Origin of the sequence: Streptomyces sp. NBC_01537 (assembly GCF_045040445.1) — a bacterium.
In the GTDB taxonomy this organism is placed as follows: domain Bacteria; phylum Actinomycetota; class Actinomycetes; order Streptomycetales; family Streptomycetaceae; genus Actinacidiphila.
Window position 1 is genome coordinate 6537403 of the sequence record NZ_CP109392.1, and the last position, 19182, is coordinate 6556584.

17 protein-coding genes and 2 tRNA genes are annotated in these 19182 nt (G+C 71.1%); 14 read left to right on the forward strand and 5 right to left on the reverse strand.

Annotated elements, in window-relative coordinates:
* Window positions 1-24 precede the first annotated feature (24 nt).
* From proB to OG607_RS30120, 5 genes are all read left to right on the forward strand, one after another.
* The gene (proB, locus tag OG607_RS30100; protein WP_405730180.1) at window positions 25-1152 is read left to right on the forward strand and encodes a glutamate 5-kinase; all 1128 of its coding nucleotides are present in this window, start codon (window positions 25-27) and stop codon (window positions 1150-1152) included.
* A gap of 108 nt (window positions 1153-1260) precedes the next feature.
* Entirely contained in the window at window positions 1261-1704 is a 444-nt protein-coding gene (locus OG607_RS30105; protein ID WP_405730182.1) for a hypothetical protein, read from the forward strand.
* A gap of 100 nt (window positions 1705-1804) precedes the next feature.
* The gene (locus OG607_RS30110) at window positions 1805-3121 is read left to right on the forward strand and encodes a glutamate-5-semialdehyde dehydrogenase (RefSeq protein WP_405730184.1); all 1317 of its coding nucleotides are present in this window, start codon (window positions 1805-1807) and stop codon (window positions 3119-3121) included.
* Window positions 3122-3174: 53 nt separating this feature from the next.
* Complete coding sequence (locus OG607_RS30115; protein ID WP_405730186.1) at window positions 3175-3666, forward strand: hypothetical protein; 492 nt, start codon at window positions 3175-3177, stop codon at window positions 3664-3666.
* Between the two features lie 73 nt (window positions 3667-3739).
* Window positions 3740-4873: a hypothetical protein gene (locus OG607_RS30120; RefSeq protein ID WP_405730188.1), complete on the forward strand. Its 1134-nt coding sequence runs from the start codon at window positions 3740-3742 to the stop codon at window positions 4871-4873.
* On the opposite strand, the gene OG607_RS30125 is transcribed toward OG607_RS30120, so the two are convergent.
* Entirely contained in the window at window positions 4791-5885 is a 1095-nt protein-coding gene (locus OG607_RS30125) for a M48 family metallopeptidase (protein ID WP_405730190.1), read from the reverse strand. The genes OG607_RS30120 and OG607_RS30125 overlap by 83 nt on opposite strands.
* Before the next feature lie 93 nt (window positions 5886-5978).
* Here OG607_RS30125 and OG607_RS30130 point away from each other — a divergent pair, with 93 nt between their 5' ends.
* From OG607_RS30130 to OG607_RS30155, 6 genes are all read left to right on the forward strand, one after another.
* The gene (locus tag OG607_RS30130) at window positions 5979-6140 is read left to right on the forward strand and encodes a hypothetical protein (protein ID WP_329317754.1); all 162 of its coding nucleotides are present in this window, start codon (window positions 5979-5981) and stop codon (window positions 6138-6140) included.
* A 42-nt stretch (window positions 6141-6182) separates the two neighbouring features.
* Window positions 6183-6785 (forward strand): nicotinate-nucleotide adenylyltransferase, encoded by a 603-nt coding sequence (nadD, locus tag OG607_RS30135; protein WP_329317755.1) that lies wholly within the window; start codon window positions 6183-6185, stop codon window positions 6783-6785.
* Between the two features lie 17 nt (window positions 6786-6802).
* On the forward strand, window positions 6803-8392 hold the full coding sequence (locus OG607_RS30140; RefSeq protein WP_405730193.1) for an LCP family protein: 1590 nt from the start codon (window positions 6803-6805) through the stop codon (window positions 8390-8392).
* A gap of 125 nt (window positions 8393-8517) precedes the next feature.
* Window positions 8518-8955, forward strand: a complete 438-nt coding sequence (gene rsfS, locus OG607_RS30145) for a ribosome silencing factor (RefSeq protein WP_405730195.1) — start codon at window positions 8518-8520, stop codon at window positions 8953-8955.
* Entirely contained in the window at window positions 8952-9605 is a 654-nt protein-coding gene (locus OG607_RS30150; protein WP_405737147.1) for a histidine phosphatase family protein, read from the forward strand. The genes rsfS and OG607_RS30150 overlap by 4 nt, the downstream gene beginning before the upstream one ends.
* Before the next feature lie 73 nt (window positions 9606-9678).
* Window positions 9679-9751, forward strand: a tRNA-Ala gene (locus OG607_RS30155).
* 29 nt (window positions 9752-9780) lie between these two features.
* On the opposite strand, the gene OG607_RS30160 is transcribed toward OG607_RS30155, so the two are convergent.
* Window positions 9781-10683 carry a helix-turn-helix transcriptional regulator gene (locus OG607_RS30160; protein WP_405730197.1) on the reverse strand — a complete coding sequence of 301 codons (903 nt, stop codon included), beginning with the start codon at window positions 10681-10683 and terminating at the stop codon, window positions 9781-9783.
* A 102-nt stretch (window positions 10684-10785) separates the two neighbouring features.
* Here OG607_RS30160 and OG607_RS30165 point away from each other — a divergent pair, with 102 nt between their 5' ends.
* Entirely contained in the window at window positions 10786-12249 is a 1464-nt protein-coding gene (locus OG607_RS30165; protein WP_405730199.1) for an MFS transporter, read from the forward strand.
* Here the strand turns inward: OG607_RS30165 and OG607_RS30170 are convergent.
* Entirely contained in the window at window positions 12214-13551 is a 1338-nt protein-coding gene (locus OG607_RS30170; RefSeq protein WP_405730201.1) for a glycosyltransferase 87 family protein, read from the reverse strand. The genes OG607_RS30165 and OG607_RS30170 overlap by 36 nt on opposite strands.
* Window positions 13552-13745: 194 nt before the next feature.
* Here OG607_RS30170 and OG607_RS30175 point away from each other — a divergent pair.
* Window positions 13746-13818 (forward strand) — tRNA-Ala (locus tag OG607_RS30175).
* A 173-nt stretch (window positions 13819-13991) separates the two neighbouring features.
* Here OG607_RS30175 and OG607_RS30180 read toward each other — a convergent pair.
* The gene (locus tag OG607_RS30180) at window positions 13992-15563 is read right to left on the reverse strand and encodes an NADH-ubiquinone oxidoreductase-F iron-sulfur binding region domain-containing protein (RefSeq protein WP_405730202.1); all 1572 of its coding nucleotides are present in this window, start codon (window positions 15561-15563) and stop codon (window positions 13992-13994) included.
* Window positions 15560-16609, reverse strand: coding sequence for a hypothetical protein (locus OG607_RS30185; protein WP_405730204.1), 1050 nt, complete (start codon window positions 16607-16609; stop codon window positions 15560-15562). Before OG607_RS30185 ends, OG607_RS30180 begins: the two co-directional genes overlap by 4 nt.
* A 372-nt stretch (window positions 16610-16981) precedes the next feature.
* On the opposite strand from OG607_RS30185, the gene OG607_RS30190 reads away from it, so the two are divergent.
* The gene (locus tag OG607_RS30190; protein WP_405730206.1) at window positions 16982-18955 is read left to right on the forward strand and encodes a protease pro-enzyme activation domain-containing protein; all 1974 of its coding nucleotides are present in this window, start codon (window positions 16982-16984) and stop codon (window positions 18953-18955) included.
* Window positions 18956-19182: the final 227 nt, after the last annotated feature.

Genomic DNA, 19182 nt, shown 5'->3' on the forward strand with positions numbered 1-19182 from the left:
AGGACCGGTGAGGAAAGGACGCACGTGGCAAGCGCGAGGCAGGACGTGGTGGACGCCCGCAGGATCGTGGTCAAGGTCGGTTCGTCGTCACTGACGACAGCCGCCGGCGGGCTGGACGCGGACCGGGTCGACGCGCTCGTGGACGTCCTGGCCAAGGTGCGCGACAACGGGGCAAAGGACATAGTCCTGGTCTCCTCCGGCGCCATCGCCGCCGGGCTCGCTCCCCTCGGCCTCACCAATCGCCCCCGCGACCTCGCCCGCCAGCAGGCCGCCGCCAGCGTCGGCCAGGGTCTGCTCATGGCCCGCTACACGGCGTCCTTCGCGCGCTACGGCGTACGGGCGGGACAGGTGCTGCTCACCTCCGACGACGTCAGCCGCCGGGCGCACTACCGCAACGCGTACCGGACCCTGGACCAGCTGCTCGCCATGGGCGCGCTGCCGGTGGTCAACGAGAACGACACCGTCGCCACGGACGAGATCCGCTTCGGCGACAACGACCGGCTGGCCGCGCTCGTGGCCCACCTCGTACGCGCCGACCTGCTGGTGCTGCTGTCGGACGTGGACGGGCTCTACGACGGCGACCCCAGCAACCCCGGCGCCTCGCGCATCGACGAGGTGGCCGGTCCCGCCGACCTGGACGGCATCTCCATCGGCAGCTCCGGCAAGGCCGGCGTCGGCACCGGCGGCATGGTCACCAAGGTCGAGGCCGCCCGGATCGCCACCGGCGCCGGCATCCCCGTCGTCCTCACCTCCGCCACGCACGCCGCCGACGCGCTGGCCGGACGGCCCACCGGCACCCTGTTCACCCGCACCGGCAAGCGCTCCGCCGACCGGCTGCTCTGGCTCGCCCACGCCTCCACCCCGCTCGGCGCGCTCATCCTCGACGACGGCGCGGTGCAGGCCGTGGTGAAGGGCCGCAAGTCCCTCCTCCCGGCCGGTATCGCGAGCATCGAGGGCCAGTTCGCCGCCGGAGACCCCGTCGAACTGCGGGACACCACCGGGCATGCCGTCGCCCGCGGCCTGGTCAACTTCGACGCCGCCGAGCTGCCGCGGCTGCTCGGCCGCTCCACGCGTGAGCTCGCCCGCGAGCTGGGACCGGCGTACGAACGTGAGGTCGTACACCGCGACGACCTCGTACTCCTGCACACCTGACGGCCCTCATCCGTGGCTTCTTGGTGAAAACGGCCCCGTGGCCCCCCGCATGCTGGTCAACTTTGATGCGGTAGCGGAAGCAGCGAGCGCCGACAGGGGAGGCCACCGGTGAGACGAGGGCGTCCAGGGGCACCGCGGGCACTGGTCAGTGTCGACGGAACCGGGACCGGAGCCGGGGTCTCGGCATCCCCGTCCGCGCAGCCCCAGCACCAGCCACGCCTGTGGCATGTCACCCTCAGCGTTTCCGGGACCGAGGCCCCGCTCCCGGAGGTCCGCCGCGGCCTCGAACAGCTCGCCCACGATCACCCCTTCCTCCTCACCAGCCGCTACGCCGCCGACCACGCCGAAATCCGCTACTGGGAAGAGGCCCGCGACCTCCACGACGCCGCCGCCATCGCCCTGCGCCTGTGGGGCGAACACCGCTCCACGGCCAACCTTCCCCCCTGGGAGATCGTCGGCCTGGAGGTCATCGACCGCGAGACCTACCACCAGCGCATCGCCGAGGGCTACGGCCCCGCCCCGGCCACCCCGGTCGGCGTCCACCCGTTCTGAGCCCAGGGCCGCCCCTCGGTGCTGCCCGGGGCCGCCGGCCGGGTCTCAGCCGGTGGAAAGCCGTGACGACGGCCCCGCCCGCCGCCGTACCCTGATGGGCATGAGCAGCCGCAGCCACGACACCGCCGCATCCCTGCCGTCCCCCTGGCCGGAGTCCCCGGTCCTGCGCGCCGCGTACCGCGCGCGGGCCGCCGCCGCGGACCTCGCGCCGATGCCGCGGTCCGCGAAGGACGACGCGCTGCTGGCGATCGCGGACGCCCTGGTGGTCCGGACGAGGGAAATCGTCGAGGCGAACGAGAAGGACATCGCGCGGGCCCGCGAAGCCGGCACGAGCGAAACGGTGATCGACCGGCTGACGCTCACCCCGGAGCGCGTACGGGCGATCGCGAACGACGTACGGGACGTGGCGGGCCTGCCCGACCCCGTCGGCGAGATCGTGCGCGGTTCGACGCTGCCGAACGGCCTGGACCTGCGGCAGGTCCGCGTCCCGCTCGGGGTCGTGGGGATCATCTACGAGGCCCGGCCGAATGTGACCGTCGACGCGGCCGCGTTGTGCCTGAAGTCGGGCAACGCCGTGCTGCTGCGCGGCTCTTCGTCCGCGTACAACTCCAACCACGCCCTGGTCACCGTCCTGCGGGACGCGGTGGGCGGGGCCGGGCTGCCGGCGGACTCCGTGCAGTTGGTGCCGGGGGAGAGCCGGGAGTCGGTGCATGAACTGATGCGTGCCCGGGGGATGGTGGACGTGCTGATCCCGCGCGGCGGGGCCTCGCTGATCAAGACGGTCGTGGAGCAGTCGACGGTGCCGGTGATCGAGACGGGCACCGGCAACTGCCATGTGTACGTGGACGCGCAGGCGGACCTGGACATGGCGGTGAAGGTGCTGATCAACTCCAAGGCGCAGCGCCCGAGCGTGTGCAACGCGGCCGAGACCCTGCTGGTCCACCAGGACATCGCCGAGGAGTTCCTGCCGCGTGCGCTGGACGCGCTGGCCGAGGCCGGGGTGACCGTGCACGGCGACGAGCGGGTCCTCGCGCTGGCCGAGAAGTCCGGGACGAAGGCGAAGGTCGTGCCGGCCACGGCGGAGGACTGGGAGACCGAGTACCTGTCCTACGACATCGCGGCGGGCATCGTGGACTCCCTGGACGCGGCCGTGGGCCACATCCGGCTGTGGTCCTCCGGCCACACGGAGGCGATCGTGACGAGCTCCCAGCCCGCCGCCCGCCGATTCACCCAATTGGTGGATGCGGCCGCGGTCGCCGTGAACGCCTCGACCCGGTTCACCGACGGCGGCCAGTTCGGTTTCGGCGCCGAGATCGGGATCTCCACGCAGAAGCTGCACGCACGCGGCCCGATGGGCCTGCCGGAGCTGACCTCGACGAAGTACATCGTGACCGGGGACGGCCACATCCGGGGCTGATTCCCAGCTGAATTCCCTGCCCAAAGTGGCGTCCCGGGCCCTATTCTGGACGGGTGCCGGACGATGTGGGGGCTGGCCGTCCGTTCCCGGACGGGGAAGACCACGGTGGCGCGGACGACGAGTTCGCGTCCGTGGTGCTCGACGAGGCCTTCATACGGGCCGCCGCCTTCCATGAACCCAGCCACGCCGAGCGCCTGCTCGCCGCCGCCCGGGCAGCCCGGGTCGGCGGTATCGAGGACGAGCCCGGCGGCCATGACGCCGAGGACGCGCACTACGGCGACCGGGCCCACGGGGAGCTGGATCCCGAGGACGCGGAGTACGAGGAGCTGTACGCCCAGCGCAGCCCCTACCGGGGGCACGCCCGCTGGCACCGTACGGTCGCCTGGGTGCTGGCCATACTGATGGGTATCGGCGTGGTCGCACTGACGTTCGCAGCCGTCTACCGGGGTGCCGGTGGCGGCCGCCAGTCGGACATCCAGCCGTCCCCCACGGGCCGGGTGGGTGCGCCCTCCGCGCCGCCGGTCGCGGTCAGTCCGACCCACTAACCGCCAGTCACCCGAGCAAAGTTGTCTCGTACCAGGGCGTTTATAAGAGCGCTCCGCGACCTACCCTTGTGGTATGGGCAGTCCTGGAGACCCACCTGAGGGGAACCCCGAGGGCGTTCCGGGAGGTGGGGACGACGAGTACCGATCCGTCGTCTTCGACGAATCGTTTGTTCGTGCTGCCCGGATACAGGAGTACTCGGCCCGTGAGCGGCTGGACGGCACCGCCCGCGCCGTGCGCAACCGCCGCTTCTGGTCCCGGGGCGGCGCCCCCCGGCAGGCCCTGATCCTGGTCATCCTGATCGCGATGGCCTTCGGCACCGCGATCTACCTGGGCATACGCAATCCGTACCATCAGCCCGCCACCCCCGTCGCCGGGCAGTTGCGGATCACTCTGATCCCGCTCGCGCCCACCGGGGCGGTTCCCGCCGCCGACCGCGACCAGCCCTTCGCCGGGCACCGGGCCGCCGACTACCGCACCGGCGCCGCGGGCATCACCTTCCCGGCCGCCCACCGGACCTCGCACTTCACCGAGGACCAGGTCATGCAGGCGCTGATCATCGCGCAGGAGTACCTGGTCGCCTCCACGATCGACCCCGGCGCGCTGACCGGCGGCGATGTCCGCACCGTACGGAATATGCTCACCCCCGGGCAGCAGGACCAGTTCGACCGCAGCCTGGAGAAGCCTGCCGACGACGGCCGGTACGCGGCCACCGGCTGGCTGGTGCGCTTCGACCCGGCCCGGATTGCCCTCGCCGACGACCAGGTGCGGGTGCGGGGCAGCATGACCGTGAGCGAGGCCGCCGACGACACCCTGGAGGTCGTCACCGACCACACCCTGGTCTACGCGGTCCGTGACGCCATCGGGGTCGCGAGCACGCCCTCGCTTTTCACCGTCCGGCGCGAGATGCGGCTGCGCTTCGACCCCGACGATCTGCGCGACCGCCACGTCGAGCTGGTGCAGGCCTCGGTCGAGGCCGGGCCGCTGTCCTGCGCGACCGATCAGGCGGGCTACTTCCGGCCGCTGCTGGCCGGCCAGCGGGCCCAGCCGCTGACCGGGACCGACCCGTACGACCGGGACCACCAGATCACCTCGGTCTGCGGTGTGCTGGCCCCCGATGTCGCGGTCAGTCCTCAGAGCCTTCCGACGGCGACGGCGGTGAGTCCTGGGGCGGCGTCTGCGTCTGCGTCGAGCTCTGCGAGCCGGTGAACCTGTCGCGCAGCTTGCCGCCCACGTCCCCGGCTCCCGACGTGATGTCGTTGAGCAGCCGCATCAGCGGGTCCTTGCTGGTCTTCACCGTCTGGGCGTAGTGGTTCGCCGAGTCCTTCCAGGCGTCCGTGACCGAGGTGTCCTTGTCCTCGCTGCGTCGCGGGTAGTGGCCGTCCATGATCCGCTGGTAGTCGCGGCTGGCCTCCCACTTCTTCAGCTCGGCCGCCCGCACGGTGGTGAAGGGGTGGCTCCGCGGCAGCACGTTGAGGATCTTCAGCACGGAATCGCGCAGGTCACCGGCGGCCTCGTACTCCTCGGCCTGCTTCAGGAACGCGTCCACGTTCATCTCGTGCAGATGGTTGCCGCCGGCGATCTTCATCAGCCCGCGCATCGACGCCCGCAGGTCCTGGCCGACCAGCAGCCCGGCCCGGTCCGCCGACAGCTCGGACTTGCGGAACCATTCGCGCAGCGCGGTGACGATCGCCATGATCGCGAGATTGCCCAGTGGGATCCACGCGATGCGCACCGCCAGATTGGTCAGGAACAGCAGTATCGTCCGGTAGACCGCGTGGCCGGACAGTGCGTGGCCCACCTCGTGGCCGACCACGGCCCGCATCTCCTCCTCGTCCAGGAGCTCGACCAGGCCGGTGGTGACGACGATGAGCGGCGCGTCCAGGCCGATGCACATGGCGTTGGGCTGCGGGTCCTGGGTCACGTACATCGCGGGGACCTTCTCCAGGTCCAGGATGTAGCAGGCGTCCCGCAGCATGTCGTTGAGGTGCGAGAACTGCTCGTCGCTCACCCGGACGGAGTCCGAGAGGAAGAGCAGCCGCAGACTGCGCTCGGGGAGCAGGCCGCTGAGCGCCTTGAAGACCGTGTCGAAGCCGGTCAGCTTGCGCAGGGCGACCAGCGCGGAGCGGTCGGCCGGGTGCTCGTAGGCACGGGATGAGATCCCCGGGAAACGCCGCCGGTTGCGCCCCGGCAGATTGTTCGTCTCGCTCGACTCGGACATATTGGCCAGACCCCCTGATTGCCAATCGGTACACATGGAGGACGCGCGGAGCCTGCTCGAAGTTCCTTCGGACTCGCCCGTACGATGACGCCCATGACTTCATACGCAGCCGTCGCCGCCCTGACCACTCTCGCAGAAGGCGAGGGCGGCGGAGGCGGGCACGAGAGCCTCAATCCGGTCCTCACGGGTGGCGGTGCCTTTTTCGTCCTGCTTCTCCTGCTCTGGATCACCACACGTTTCAACCGGGACCGCTGATCGGGGTAGCGCCGACAGCTTGGCCAAGTAGGCTCAGGCCGCATGGGAGAGCAGGAACCGCCGGTGAAGAAGCGGCTCGGCGTGATGGGTGGCACATTCGACCCCATTCATCACGGTCACCTCGTGGCGGCCAGCGAGGTCGCGAGTCTGTTCCACCTCGACGAGGTGGTCTTCGTGCCGACCGGGCAGCCGTGGCAGAAGACCGACCAGGTGGTGTCGGCGGCCGAGGACCGGTATCTGATGACGGTGATCGCCACCGTCTCCAATCCGCAGTTCTCGGTGAGCCGGAGCGACATCGACCGCCCGGGGCGTACGTACACCATCGACACCCTGCGGGACCTGGCCGCCGAGCACGGTGAGGCGGACCTCTTCTTCATAACGGGCGCCGACGCGCTCTCCCAGATCTTCTCCTGGCGCGACGCCGAGGAGTTGTTCTCGCTGGCGCACTTCATCGGCGTGACCCGTCCCGGGCACACGCTGGCCGACCCCGGCTTCCCGGAAGGCGGGGTCTCGCTGGTCGAGGTCCCGGCGCTGGCCATCTCCTCGACGGACTGCCGCGAGCGGGTGGCCAAGGGGGAGCCGGTCTGGTACCTCGTACCGGACGGCGTCGTGCGATATATCGACAAACGCAAGCTGTACCGGTAACCGGTGGAGGGGTCCACGTGAACGACGCACACCCTCGTTGGCAGTACGCCGACGGGCAGGAGCCGTATCCCCAGGACCCCCAGCAGCAGGACCCTTACGGACAGCAGCAGCCCGACTACAGCAACGGCCAGGGCTACGGCTACGACCCGTACGAACAGCAGCAGGGCTACCAGCAGCAGCCGCCCTACTACCCCGAGCCCGAGCCGCAGCAGTACCAGGGCTACATCCCGCAGCAGCCGCAGTACCAGGACTACCCGCAGCCGCAGCAGCCCCAGCAGTACCAGCAGCCGCAGTACGAGCAGCAGGTGCCGCAGCAGCCGCAGTACGAGAAGCCCGCTCCCGCCCCCGCCGCCCCGCAGGACCGGGACTACCGGACCGAGCAGTTCGCCTTCGTCGACGAGGACGCCGAGGAGTCCGAAGAGGTCATCGACTGGCTGAAGTTCACCGAGTCCCGCGTCGAGCGGCGCGACGAGCGCAAGCGGCGCGGCCGCAAGCGCGTGGTCGCCCTGGTCGTGGTGCTGGCCCTGGTGGCGGTCGGCGGCGTCGGCTACCTCTGGAAGACCGGCCGGATCCCCGGGCTCGGCGACACCAGTACGGCGACCACGACGGCCACCGGCGCCCAGAAGCGCGATGTGATCGTGCTGCACCTGCGCCCCGTCGACAGCGACGAGACCTCGACCGCGCTGCTGGTCAGCAACTCCACCACCGACCGCGGAACCACCGTCCTGCTGCCCAACTCCCTCGCCATCAGCACCGACGACGGCGACACCACCACCCTGGGCAAGTCCGTCGTCGACGACGGCGCCACCCCCACCCGTGAGGGCCTGGACAATCTGCTCGGCACCAGGATCGCGGGCACCTGGCGGCTCGACACCCCGTACCTGGAGCTGCTCGTCGACTCGCTCGGCGACATCCTCGTGGACACCGACGCCATGGTGAAGTCCAAGGGCACGACCCTGGTCAAGCCCGGCAAGCAGCAGGAGCTCAACGGCAAGGCGGCGGTCGCGTACGCCACCTATCGCGCCAGTGGCGAGGGACAGGACAAGCAGCTCGCCCGCTTCGGGCAGGTCATCCAGGCCCTGCTGAAGAAGTTCCCCAGCAGCACCAGTCTGGGCGTCAAGACCATCCAGACCCTCAACGCCATCCCCGACCCCTCGCTGAAGGAGAAGGAGCTCGGCGCGAGCCTGTCGGCCCTGGCCGAGCAGGCCAAGACCGGCGCCTACTCCACCGAGTCCCTCCCGGTGCAGACCGACGGCACGCTCAGCGCGAAGGCCACCCAGAGCGTGGTCAAGGACGTGCTCGGCGGCACGATCACCAACAGCAGCACCGACGGTGTCCTGAGGATCAGCGTCAAGAACGCCTCCGGCGACAAGGCGAACACCACCCAGGCCCAGGCCGCCGTGGTCAACGCCGGCTACACCTACGTAGCCGCCGGGACGGGCACGCCGCAGGCGACCTCGCAGGTCATCTACACCGACGCGGCCAGGAAGGCGGACGCTGAGGAGGTCGCCAAGACCCTCGGCCTGGCCGCCAAGCTGGTCAAGAAGGGCACGGGCGCGTCCAACGCGGACATCACGGTTGTCCTGGGCAAGGACTACAAGGGGTGAGCGGCAGCTGACCTGCGGCGCCGGATGACCGGCGCCGCAGGGACAGGCGCCGGATAACGGGCGGAGACTGTCCGTGGGTCGTGAGACCCTTGGAGACACACGTCCCCGACCGGAAAGCCTCACCTGTGACCGCCACGGACCGCTCCATCGAGCTCATCAAGGCCGCCGCCCAGGCGGCCGCCGACAAGCTCGCGCACGACATCATCGCCTACGACGTCAGCGACGTCCTCTCCATCACCGACGCGTTCCTGGTCGCCTCGGCGCCCAACGACCGCCAGGTGAAGGCCATCGTCGACGAGGTCGAGGAGCGGCTGCTCAAGGAGCTGGGCACCAAGCCGGTCCGCCGCGAGGGCGACCGTGACAGCCGCTGGGTGCTGCTGGACTACATCGACATCGTCGTCCACGTCCAGCACTCCGAGGAGCGGGTCTTCTACGCGCTGGAGCGCCTGTGGAAGGACTGCCCCGAGATCGAGCTGCCCAAGGACGCGGTGGAGACCCGTGGCAAGGGCGAGGAGCACGCGCGCTCCCTCGCGGCCGCCGACGAGGACGGAGACCTGCGCTGAGCACGGCAATCCGCGGCCGCGGCCGCCGGCTCGTGCTGTGGCGGCACGGCCAGACCGCGTGGAACCTCGAAGGCCGCTTCCAGGGCACCACTGACATCCCGCTGACCGAGGTCGGAATCGGCCAGGCCAAGCGGGCCGCCCGGCTGCTCGCCGCCCTCAAGCCGGACGCCGTCATCGCCTCCGACCTGCAGCGCGCCGCCGACACCGCCGCCGAGCTGTCCGCCCTCACCGGCCTGGACGTCTCGCACCACGAAGGCCTCCGCGAGACCTACGCGGGCGTCTGGCAGGGCCTGACCCACGACGAGATCAGTTCCCGCTTCGGTGAGGAGTACGCCGCCTGGAAGCGCGGCGAGCCCGTCCGGCGCGGCGGCGGCGAGCTGGAGACCGAGGTCGCCGACCGGGCCGCCCCGGTCGTCCTCGACGCCGCCGACAAGCTGCCCGACGGCGGCACCCTGGTCGTGGTCAGCCACGGCGGCGCGATCCGCACCGCCATCGGGCGGCTGATCGGCCTGGAGCCGCACACCTGGGAGTCCCTCGGCGGCCTGTCGAACTGCTGCTGGTCGGTGCTCGGCGAGGGTGCGCGCGGCTGGCGGCTGCAGGAGCACAACGCGGGCTCGCTGCCCGAGCCGGTGCTCGGCGACGACGACTGAGCCCGATTTCTGGAATCGAGCCCTGACCGGCTAAGCTTCTACTCGTTCGCAGGGCGGAACGCCCGAGAACAGCGGGGCTATAGCTCAGTTGGTAGAGCGCTTGCATGGCATGCAAGAGGTCCGGGGTTCGAATCCCCGTAGCTCCACAGCCCGCAGTTCATGTCCCGGGCCCTCGTCAGAGGGCGCGGGACATCTGCGTTCCGGAGACGATCTCCGAGAGCGGCCGGGCGTGCACCGAGCAGCCGATCAACGGGTCTTCCAGGCTGCGCAGTTGCTCGATCCGGGCCCTGCTCTCCTCATCATCGGGCGTATAGACGACGATGCGGTGCTCGGGCATGCCGTCGATCGCCAGCGAGACGGTCGACATCTTGATGCTGCCGACCGACGCGTGCTGGATGTGCTTGATCCGTTGCCCCGGCGGGGCCACATCCCCGCTCGCCCACATCTGGGCGAACTCGGCGCTCGTCCGGATCATCCGCTCGATGAACGACTCCCAGGCCGGCTCTCCCACATGCCGCCCGTAGGCCGTGCGCATCTGCGCGACCATGCGCGGCAGTTCCTCGTCACGGTTGACGAACGCCGAGCAGCAGGATGGGCCGGAGAACAGCCGCAGCAGTACGTTGCGGTCGCTACGCCCGGCGAACCGCACACCCGGGAACAGGTCCCGGTACCCGGCGTTGGACGCCAGCACGTCGTAACGCGCGTTGTAGACCACCGCGCACAGCGGGTCGAGGGCGTCGATGATGCCCTGCACCTCGCAGCCCACGACATCGGCGTCCGGGATGTCGTCCCGGACGAACGGCACGCCCGCCAGCCGGTAGAGGTGCTGCCGCTCGGTCACGTCCAGCCGCAGGGTGCGCGCGATAGCGTCCAGCACCTGCACGCTCGCGTTGATCGGGCGGCCCTGCTCCAGCCACGTGTACCAGGTGACCCCGACCCCGGACAGCTGCGCGACCTCCTCGCGCCGTAACCCCGGCGTACGCCGCCGCAGGCCCGGGGGCATGCCGACGTCCTCGGGGGTGATCCTGGCGCGGCGGCTGCGCAGGAAGGCGGCGAGTTCGTTCCGGCGCTCGGGCATGCGACCATCGTGCCGTGGGTCCGGCGGCCTTGCCAGGTGCTGCCAGTACCAGCATCACGGGGCTCTCGTTACGGGTATTGGGCGGGGCGCAGGCTCATGGACATGACGCATTCCACGCTCAGCACGCCCGTCGCCGGGCGCACCGGGACCGCGCGGCGTCCGCCCGCCGGTCTGCTGCTCGGCATCATCCTCACGGGCCAGTTCATGGCCCTGCTCGATGTCTTCATCGTCAATGTCGCCGCGCCCACGATCGGCGGCGACCTGCACGCCTCCGGGGCCGGGCTCCAACTCGTCATCGCGGGCTACACCATCGCGTACGCCGTACTCCTGATCACCGGCGCGAGGATCGGCGACCTGTGGGGCCACCGCAGGGTCCTGCTGACCGGGATCGCGCTCTTCACGGCGGCCTCGCTGGCCTGCGGACTCGCCCAGTCCACGGGGGAGTTGATCGGCTTTCGCTTCGCGCAGGGCGCGGGGTCGGCGCTCATGGTGCCGCAGGTGCTGAGCCTCATCCAGCGCAACTTCACCGGCGAGGGACGGGTGCGCGCGCTGAGCGTGTACTCGGCCGTACTCGCCTCCGGTGCGGCGGTCGGGCAGTCCCTGGGCGGGGTGCTCGTCAGCGCGGACCTCTTCGGGACGGGCTGGCGGCCGGTGTTCCTGGTGAATGTGCCGATCGGGCTCGCGCTGCTCGTCCTGGCACCGCGCGTCGTTCCGCGCGACGTGGCCGGCGCCCCCGAGCGGCGGCGCGGCCTGGACCTCCCGGGGCTGGTCGTGCTGGGCGCGGCGGTGTCCCTGCTGACCGTCCCGCTCGTCCTCGGGCAGGAGGAGGGCTGGCCGCTGTGGGGCTGGCTCTGCCTAGCGCTGAGCGCGGTGCTCTTTGTGGTCTTCGTCGCCCTGGAGGCGCGGCTCGCCCGGCGCGGGGGCGCTCCGCTGGTGTCGGTGCGGGTGCTCCGGGCACCGGGCATGGGGCGCGCCGTCACCGTCATCGGGCTGACCATGGCCGTCAACGCGGGCTTTCTGTTCTCCTTCGCCCTGCACCTGCAGCGCGGCCTCGGCGAGAGCGCCCTGCACACCGGGCTCACCTTCGCCGCCGCAGCCGTGACCTTCGGCCTCGCCGGCCTGTACTGGCGGCGGCTGCCCCAGCGCTCTTACGGTGCGCTGGCCTCCGGTGGCCTGCTGCTCGCCGCGCTCTCCCTCGCCGGGCTCGGCCTCCTGCTGCGGGACGGCGGCCGCCACGAAGCGGGGCTGCTCGTGGCCCTGGCCGGTCTGGGCGCCGGCCTCGGCCTGGCATTCAGCCCGACGCTCACCCTCGCCCTGGGCAAGGTCGTCCCCGAGGACGCGGCCGACGCCAGCGGGCTCCTCGCCACCGTCACCCAGCTCGGCATGCTCCTGGGCGTGGCCACCCTCGGCACGCTCTTCCTCAACCGCCTGGCCGCCTCCGGCCCCCACCCCTCCGCGCACGCGATGGCCGTCACATCGGCCGCACTCGCGGCCACGGCACTGGCGGGGGCGCTGGCCGGCCTGCGCCGCTCAGGCGGACGGCCCGTCCCCGACCCGCAGGGCTGAGCGAGGGGCCCGTACCGGCACGGGCCGCACCGGCGGGCGCCGCAGCCACGCGCGGGCGGTCACGACACCGGCCACCGCGAGGAAGGCGACCCCGGCGGCCGGATAGACCGCGGAGAGCAGCATCTGGCCCACGGACTGGTGGAGTTCCTCACGGTGGCCGGTGCCGTGGGGGACGTACCAGAGGGCGAAGGAGTAGAAGGTGAGCCCGGTGAGGGCGGCGGCCACGGTCCAGCGGCGGCGCCGCCCCCGGCGCCGTATCGCCTCGGCGGCGAGCAGCAGCACCAGCGGCACGGCCCAGACCCAGTGGTGGGACCAGGAGATGGGGCTGACGACGAGCGCGGTGACGCCGCAGGAGACGGCAGCCCAGGCGGGGCCGTGCGGCAGGCGGTCACCGGCGAGGAGGGCGGCGACGGCGACGACCAGGCCCGCGCAGGCGACGAGGGCGGTGAGCAGGAGCCAGCCGCTCGCCGGATCGCCGGTGTGCAGCGCCCTGGCGACGACGCCGCGCAGCGACTGGTTGGCGGTGTCCTCGCCGTTGCCGGGGCGGTCGGCCGAGAAGATGATCTCGGTCCAGAAGCGCCTGGAGTCGTGCGGCAGGGCTATCGCGGTGAGCGCGACCGTGGCGAGGAACGTCACGCCCGCGACCATCGCCCGCTGCAGGTGGACATTCCACCCCGTGCCGCCGCTGCGCAGCCGCCGGACGGCGAGAGCGATCCCCGCCGCTCCCAGGAAGACCGCGAAGAGCGCCGGTGTGAGTTTGATCCCGGCCGCGATGCCGATCCCGGCCCCGGCCCAGCGGTTGCCCGGGCGCCGGGTGAGATCCCACAGCACGAGCACCGCCACCAGCAGGTTGACCTGCCCGTACCGCATCGTCGTCCACACCGGCTCGCACCACACCGCGACCGCCGCGACCCCGAGCGTCACCGCCGCCTGCGGCAGCCGCGCCGGGCGGTGGCCGATGAGCCGCAGCGACAGGTGGACCAGCGCCACCAGCAGCCCGAGGTTGACCAGATTGGCCGCCACCCGCATCGCGCCGGTGCTCAGCCACGTCAGCGGGATGAACAGCACTGCGGCGAAGGGCGGATACGTGGTCGGCAGCAGGGCGCGCGTGGCCCGCATGTCGTACAGATCTCCGCCGGTGCGCACCGTCCAGCCCTCGGCCCGGTAGACGTCCAGGTCGAGCATCGTGACATGTGCGGCCCGCTGGGCGAGCCAGAAGCCGGTCAGCGAGAGCACGCACACCACCGCCGCGACCAGCGTGGCCCGCCGCGCGGGGTAGGGCGTCTGCTGCGTCGCAGTCACGGCGTAAGGCTCCTGGGTGGGGGACGCGGGCTGGGCCTGTCCGGCCCTGACGCCCGACGGTATCGTCAACCACCCAGACCACCACAGGGCCCGGATCGGTTGCCCGCCGGGTGCCCTCTAATGGATTTGGCCAAACCCACGGCCAGCCCGTAATGTATGCCGAGTCGCCGGGGGGACCCGGAGGAACGGCACGCGGGGCTATAGCTCAGTTGGTAGAGCGCTTGCATGGCATGCAAGAGGTCCGGGGTTCGAATCCCCGTAGCTCCACTTCACCTCGCAGAACACACCTCGCAGAACACCCAGGGTCTGGACGCCGATTACGGCCTCCGGGCCCTTTCGCTATTCCGGGACATGCCGGTGCCGGTGCCGCGGTGCCGGCGCGCACCGCCGAAGCGATCGCGCGCCCGCACGGCTGCGGCACGGCTGCGGTTGGGCCGGTGTCAGCGCCGTCCCGCTTCCTCCACGCGCAGCGCGAGCGCCGGGCAGCGGCGGACCGCGCGCTGCGCCTGCCCGGTGAGGTGGGCGGGGACGCGGGTGCCGGCGATGTCGGGGTAGCCGTTGGCGTCGAGGCGGACGATCTCGGGGAGGATGCCGGCGCAGAGGCCGTGGCCCTTGCAGAGGGTCCAGTCCACGACGAGCTTCTGGTTGGAGGGGCCGGCGCTGCCGCCCTTGCCGCCGATGGGCTCGGAGCCCAGGAGCGGCATGACGCCCTTGACCGGGCGTCCGCAGCCGCCGCCGAGGACATGGGCGGCGAGGTCGTCGGTGAAGGCGCTGATGGAGGAGAGCACGAAGCGCATGGAGCCGTCGGGGTGCTTGCAGACGCCGCGTCCCTTGACGCCCATGGCGACCTTGCGCAGCTGCTCCAGGGCGGCCTGGCCGCCGCCGTTGAGCACGTCGCCGAGGAGGGCGGCCATCGCGGGCAGTCCGAGCTTGCAGGGCCCGCACTGGCCGGCGGTCTCGCCGGCGAGCCACTGGGCTATCTTCAGGGACTCGCCGAGCGGGCACAGGCCCGGGTCGAGGGGGAGCAGCGCGCCGGCGCCGAGGGTGGCCTTGTGGGCCTCCAGGCTCTCGCGGGCGATGGTGACCATGGAGGCGACCGAGGGGTCGATCCAGCCGCCGTGGTAGCCGCCGACGAGGACGCCCTGGCCGACCGAGCCGCCGGCCATCTGCAGGATGTACGACATGGGGACGCCGGTCGGGGTCTCGATGACCAGCTGCTGCGGGACCGAGCCGGAGACGGTCAGCATGGCGGTGCCGGGCTCGCCGGCCACGCCGGTGGAGCCGTAGCGGATGGCGCCGAGCCGGGCGCCGATGGCCAGCTGGGTGAAGGTCTCGGTGTTGGAGAACAGGGTGGGCGCGCCGTCGACGCCGGCCTCGCTGGAACTGACCTTGCGGCCGGGCGGCAGCGGAGCGCCGCCGTTGGCGGCCGAGATGATCGACGAGGACTCGCCGGACACGAAGCGCTCCGGCATCCGTACGATCCGGGCCCGCAGGGCCTTGCCGCGCCGGTCGGCGAGGCCGCGCTCGGCCATGGCGTCGCGGACAGAGGCCTCGTTGGTGTCGCGGGTGACGGCGATGATCAGCTGGGAGGCGCCCATGATCTCGGCGGCCAGCAGGGCGCCGTCGAGCATGAGGTGCGGCGCGCGCCGCAGGATCGTCGCGTCCTTGCGGCAGGCGGGCTCGCCCTCGGAGCCGTTGACGACGACGACCGGGCGGATGCCGCGCTGCTTCACGCTCTTGCCGACCGCGAGCAGCTTCTTGTGGAAGGGGAAGCCGGCGCCGCCCTTGCCGCGCAGGACCATCAGCTCGGCGAGGTCGACCAGTTCGCTCTCGGTCATCCCCGACGGCATGGAGCCGTGGACGGACAGGTGGGTGACGCGGTCCAGGCGCTCGACCTCGTCGAACCCGGCGGTGATCCGGGGCAGTCCTACCGCGCGCACCTCGGGCAGCACGTCTCCGCCGCCGGTCCGGGCACCGCGAAGGGCCGGGAGGTTGTCGGGGCGCGGGCTCATCGCTGTCCTCCGTTGTAGTACGGGCCCTGGGCCGGCTGCTGCCAGTTGACCGGCTGAAGGCGGTCGGCGCTGACGTCGGCCGGCTCGGCCGGGGGCATCGGGGGAACCTCGGTGCCGTAGGCAGGCGTCTCGTAGTAGGGCGTCTGGTAGCCGGTGTTCTGGTATCCGGGGTCCGGATAGCCGCCTTGGTCGGGAACGGGCGGCAGTTGCGCGGTGGCTTCGGCGGCGGCCAGGGGCTGAGCATAGACCGGCGGAAGCTGGGCAAGTGAATCCGGAGGCGGGGCGACCGGCGGGAAGTTGGGCAGCGGAGGGAGCGATTCGGTGTACGCCATCGGGATGCCGTCCGCCCGCTCGTTGGGGACGGACCCGGCGCGACGCCGGCCGGTGCCCGTACTGCCGCGTGGGGCCGAGACGCCCGCTGCCGAGGGCCGCAGCGGGAACAGGGCCTCGCCGCGCGTGGCGCGCATGCGGACGATCAGGGCGATGGCCACGCCGATCACGGCGAGGCAGTACATCACGATGAACTGGGTCTTCGCCGAGCGGCCTGCGTTCAGCCCGTGCACCAGGGCCGTGCACCAGGAGATGTACGAGGTGCAGTGCAGGATCCGCCAGCGCACCGGGTGGCGGCGCTCGGCGAAGGCGCTGCGCATCGCGCCGGTTACGGCGGTGAGGATCATCGTGTACGCGGCGAGGCTGCCGAGGCCGACCAGAAAGGCCTGGCCGGTGAAGCCGATCGGGCTGAACACCTGGAACATCGTGGCGTGGCCCTCGGCGACCTTGACCGATATGTGCACGATCAGGAAGCACACCGCGGCGACCCCCAGCGCCCGGTGAATGCCCTGCGTCATGAGCCGCTGGCGGGGACCGAGGAAGAACTCGTCGGTGGAGACCAGGCCCCAGATGACGGCCGCGCTGAGCGAGACCAGGGAGAGCACGCCGACGCCGAAGTCGAGGAAGGCGAGCAGTGGGCCACTGGCCGTGGCACCCACGGCGACCAGGGCGACGCCGATGCCGCCGGTCATGGCGACGCGGAGGAAACGGGACATGCGGAGGGCCTCTGACGTGGTGCCGCTGGTGCCTCCGGCCGGGGAAGGGGGGTTCCCGCGGCGGGAGTCGGAGCGTTGAGGGAGGGGGCGCATGCGCATGACGCTATGCGTGTACACCCATGCGTGTGAGGATTTTCAGCAACCTGAGATGTGGATCATTACGAACTGCTAACGTCAGTACGTTCGGGAGGCTGCTGTGACCGGGGGGACCGCGTGGGGGACGCGGGACGGACGCAGGGTCCGTGCAGGGTTTTCCCTCAAGTGTGCTAGCCAGAGCCCCACTTGGTGCTTTCTTGGTAATTCCATTCCTCTGGCATGAACTGTTCACAGCGAGAGTGACGACGCACGCGACGAACTTTCGCAGGGGGTTTCATGAGCTCTTCCCGCACCAGAAAGCGGCGCACCGGACTGGCCTTGGCGGCGACGCTGCCGATGGTCGCCGGCGCCCTGGCCATGGGCATACCCACCGTTGCCCACGCCGACGCCGCCGCGTCCTCCCGTGACGCCCTGACCGGCACCAAGCCCGCCTGGGCCACGGCCAAGGCAGACAAGGGCGCCACGGCCGACTCCAACAAGGTCACCGCCCGGGTGTACTTCGCCGGGCGCGACGCCGACGGTCTGGCGGCCTACGCGAAGGCCGTGTCCGACCCGAGCTCGGCCCTGTACGGCAAGTACCTGACGGCGAAGCAGGCCAACGTCCGCTTCGGCACGACCACCGCCCAGGTGGCCGAGGTCAAGTCCTGGCTGAAGTCCTCCGGGCTGAAGGTCACCGGGACCACCGCGCGCTACGTCACGGTGACCGGCGATGTCGCCGCCGCCGAGAAGGCGTTCAGCACCCAGCTGCACAACTACACCAAGAGCGGCAAGACGTACCGCGCGCCCTCCAAGACGGCCTCCGCGCCGGCGGCCCTGAAGGGTGCGGTCCTCACCGTCACCGGTCTGGACAACGCCCCGCACCTGGTCAAGCACAACGAGACGCTGCCCCCGCCGGAGGCCGTGTTCAAGAACTCCGGGCCGTTCTCCTCGTACTACGGCTCCAACATCGCCAAGAGCCTGCCGTCCGCCTACGGCTCCAAGCAGCCCTACGCGGTCAAGGGCTACACCGGCACCCAGCTGCGCGCCGCCTACGGCGCGAAGAGCTCCAACACCGGCAAGGGCGTCACCGTCGCCATCACCGACGCCTTCGCCTCGCCGTACATCGTCAAGGACGCGAAGACCTACGCGGCCAAGAACGGCGACGCGGGCTACAGCAAGGGCCAGCTGACCCAGGTCCTGCCGAGCGACTACCAGTACACCGCCGAGTGCGGCGCGGCCGGCTGGTACGGCGAGGAGACCCTCGACGTCGAGGCCGTGCACGGTGTCGCCCCGAAGTCGGACATCGTCTACGTCGGCGCGGCCTCCTGCACCGACGACGACCTGCTCGCCTCGCTGACCAAGATCGTCGACAACCGGCTCGCCGACATCGTCACCAACTCCTGGGGCGAGGCCGAGGAGTACGACGCCGCGGCGCCGCTCTACGACGAGATCTTCCAGCAGGGCGCGGTCGAGGGCATCGGCTTCTACTTCTCCTCCGGTGACAACGGCGACGAGCTCGCCAACACCGGTACGAAGCAGGTCGACGCCCCCGCCAACTCCCCGTGGGTGACCGCGGTCGGCGGCACCTCGCTGGCCGTCAGCAAGGGCAACAAGTACAACTGGGAGACCAGCTGGGGCACCACCAAGTCCCTGCTGAGCGATGACGGCACCAGCTGGGCCTCGCTGCCCGGCACGTACTCGTACGGCGGCGGTGGCGGCACCAGCAAGCTCTACGACCAGCCGTTCTACCAGCGCGGTGTCGTGCCGGACTCGCTGGCCCTGGCCAACGGCGGTAAGACCAAGCAGCGTGTCGTCCCGGACGTCTCGGCCGTGGGTGACCCGCAGACCGGCTTCCTGGTCGGACAGAGCCAGACCTTCCCCGACGGCTCGATCCAGTACAGCGAGTACCGCATCGGCGGCACCTCGCTCGCCTCGCCGGTCTTCGCGGCCATCCAGGCGCTGGCGCAGCAGGCGCAGGGCGGCGTGCCGATCGGCTTCGCCAACCCGTCGATCTACAACAAGTACGGCACCTCGGCCTACCACGACGTGACGGACTTCCCGCTCGGCGCCGGCAAGCGGATGGCGGTGGTCCGGGTGGACTACGCCAACGGCTTCGACGCCGCCGACGGCACCATCACGTCGCTGCGCAGCCTCGGCCGGGACAGCTCGCTGGCCGCGGTCGTCGGCTACGACAACGCCACGGGTGTCGGCAGCCCGGCGGGCGGCTACCTGAAGTCGTTCGCGAAGTACGGCAAGAAGCACCGTCACTGACCGTCACCGACGGCCACTGACACGGCGGGCCCGCACCGGGGAGCGATCCTCGGTGCGGGCCCTTCCCGCTCTGCGGTAACCTGGCCACATGCGTGCCGTACGCCTTCTGCTTACCGAGCCGCACTGACCAGGATCCAAGTCGGTGCGGCGTCCCCTCCTGAGCGAGGGGCTTTTTCGTTTCCGCAGGCAGACGGGCAGATTGCCGTACGGCCGGGCCGCAGGCCGTC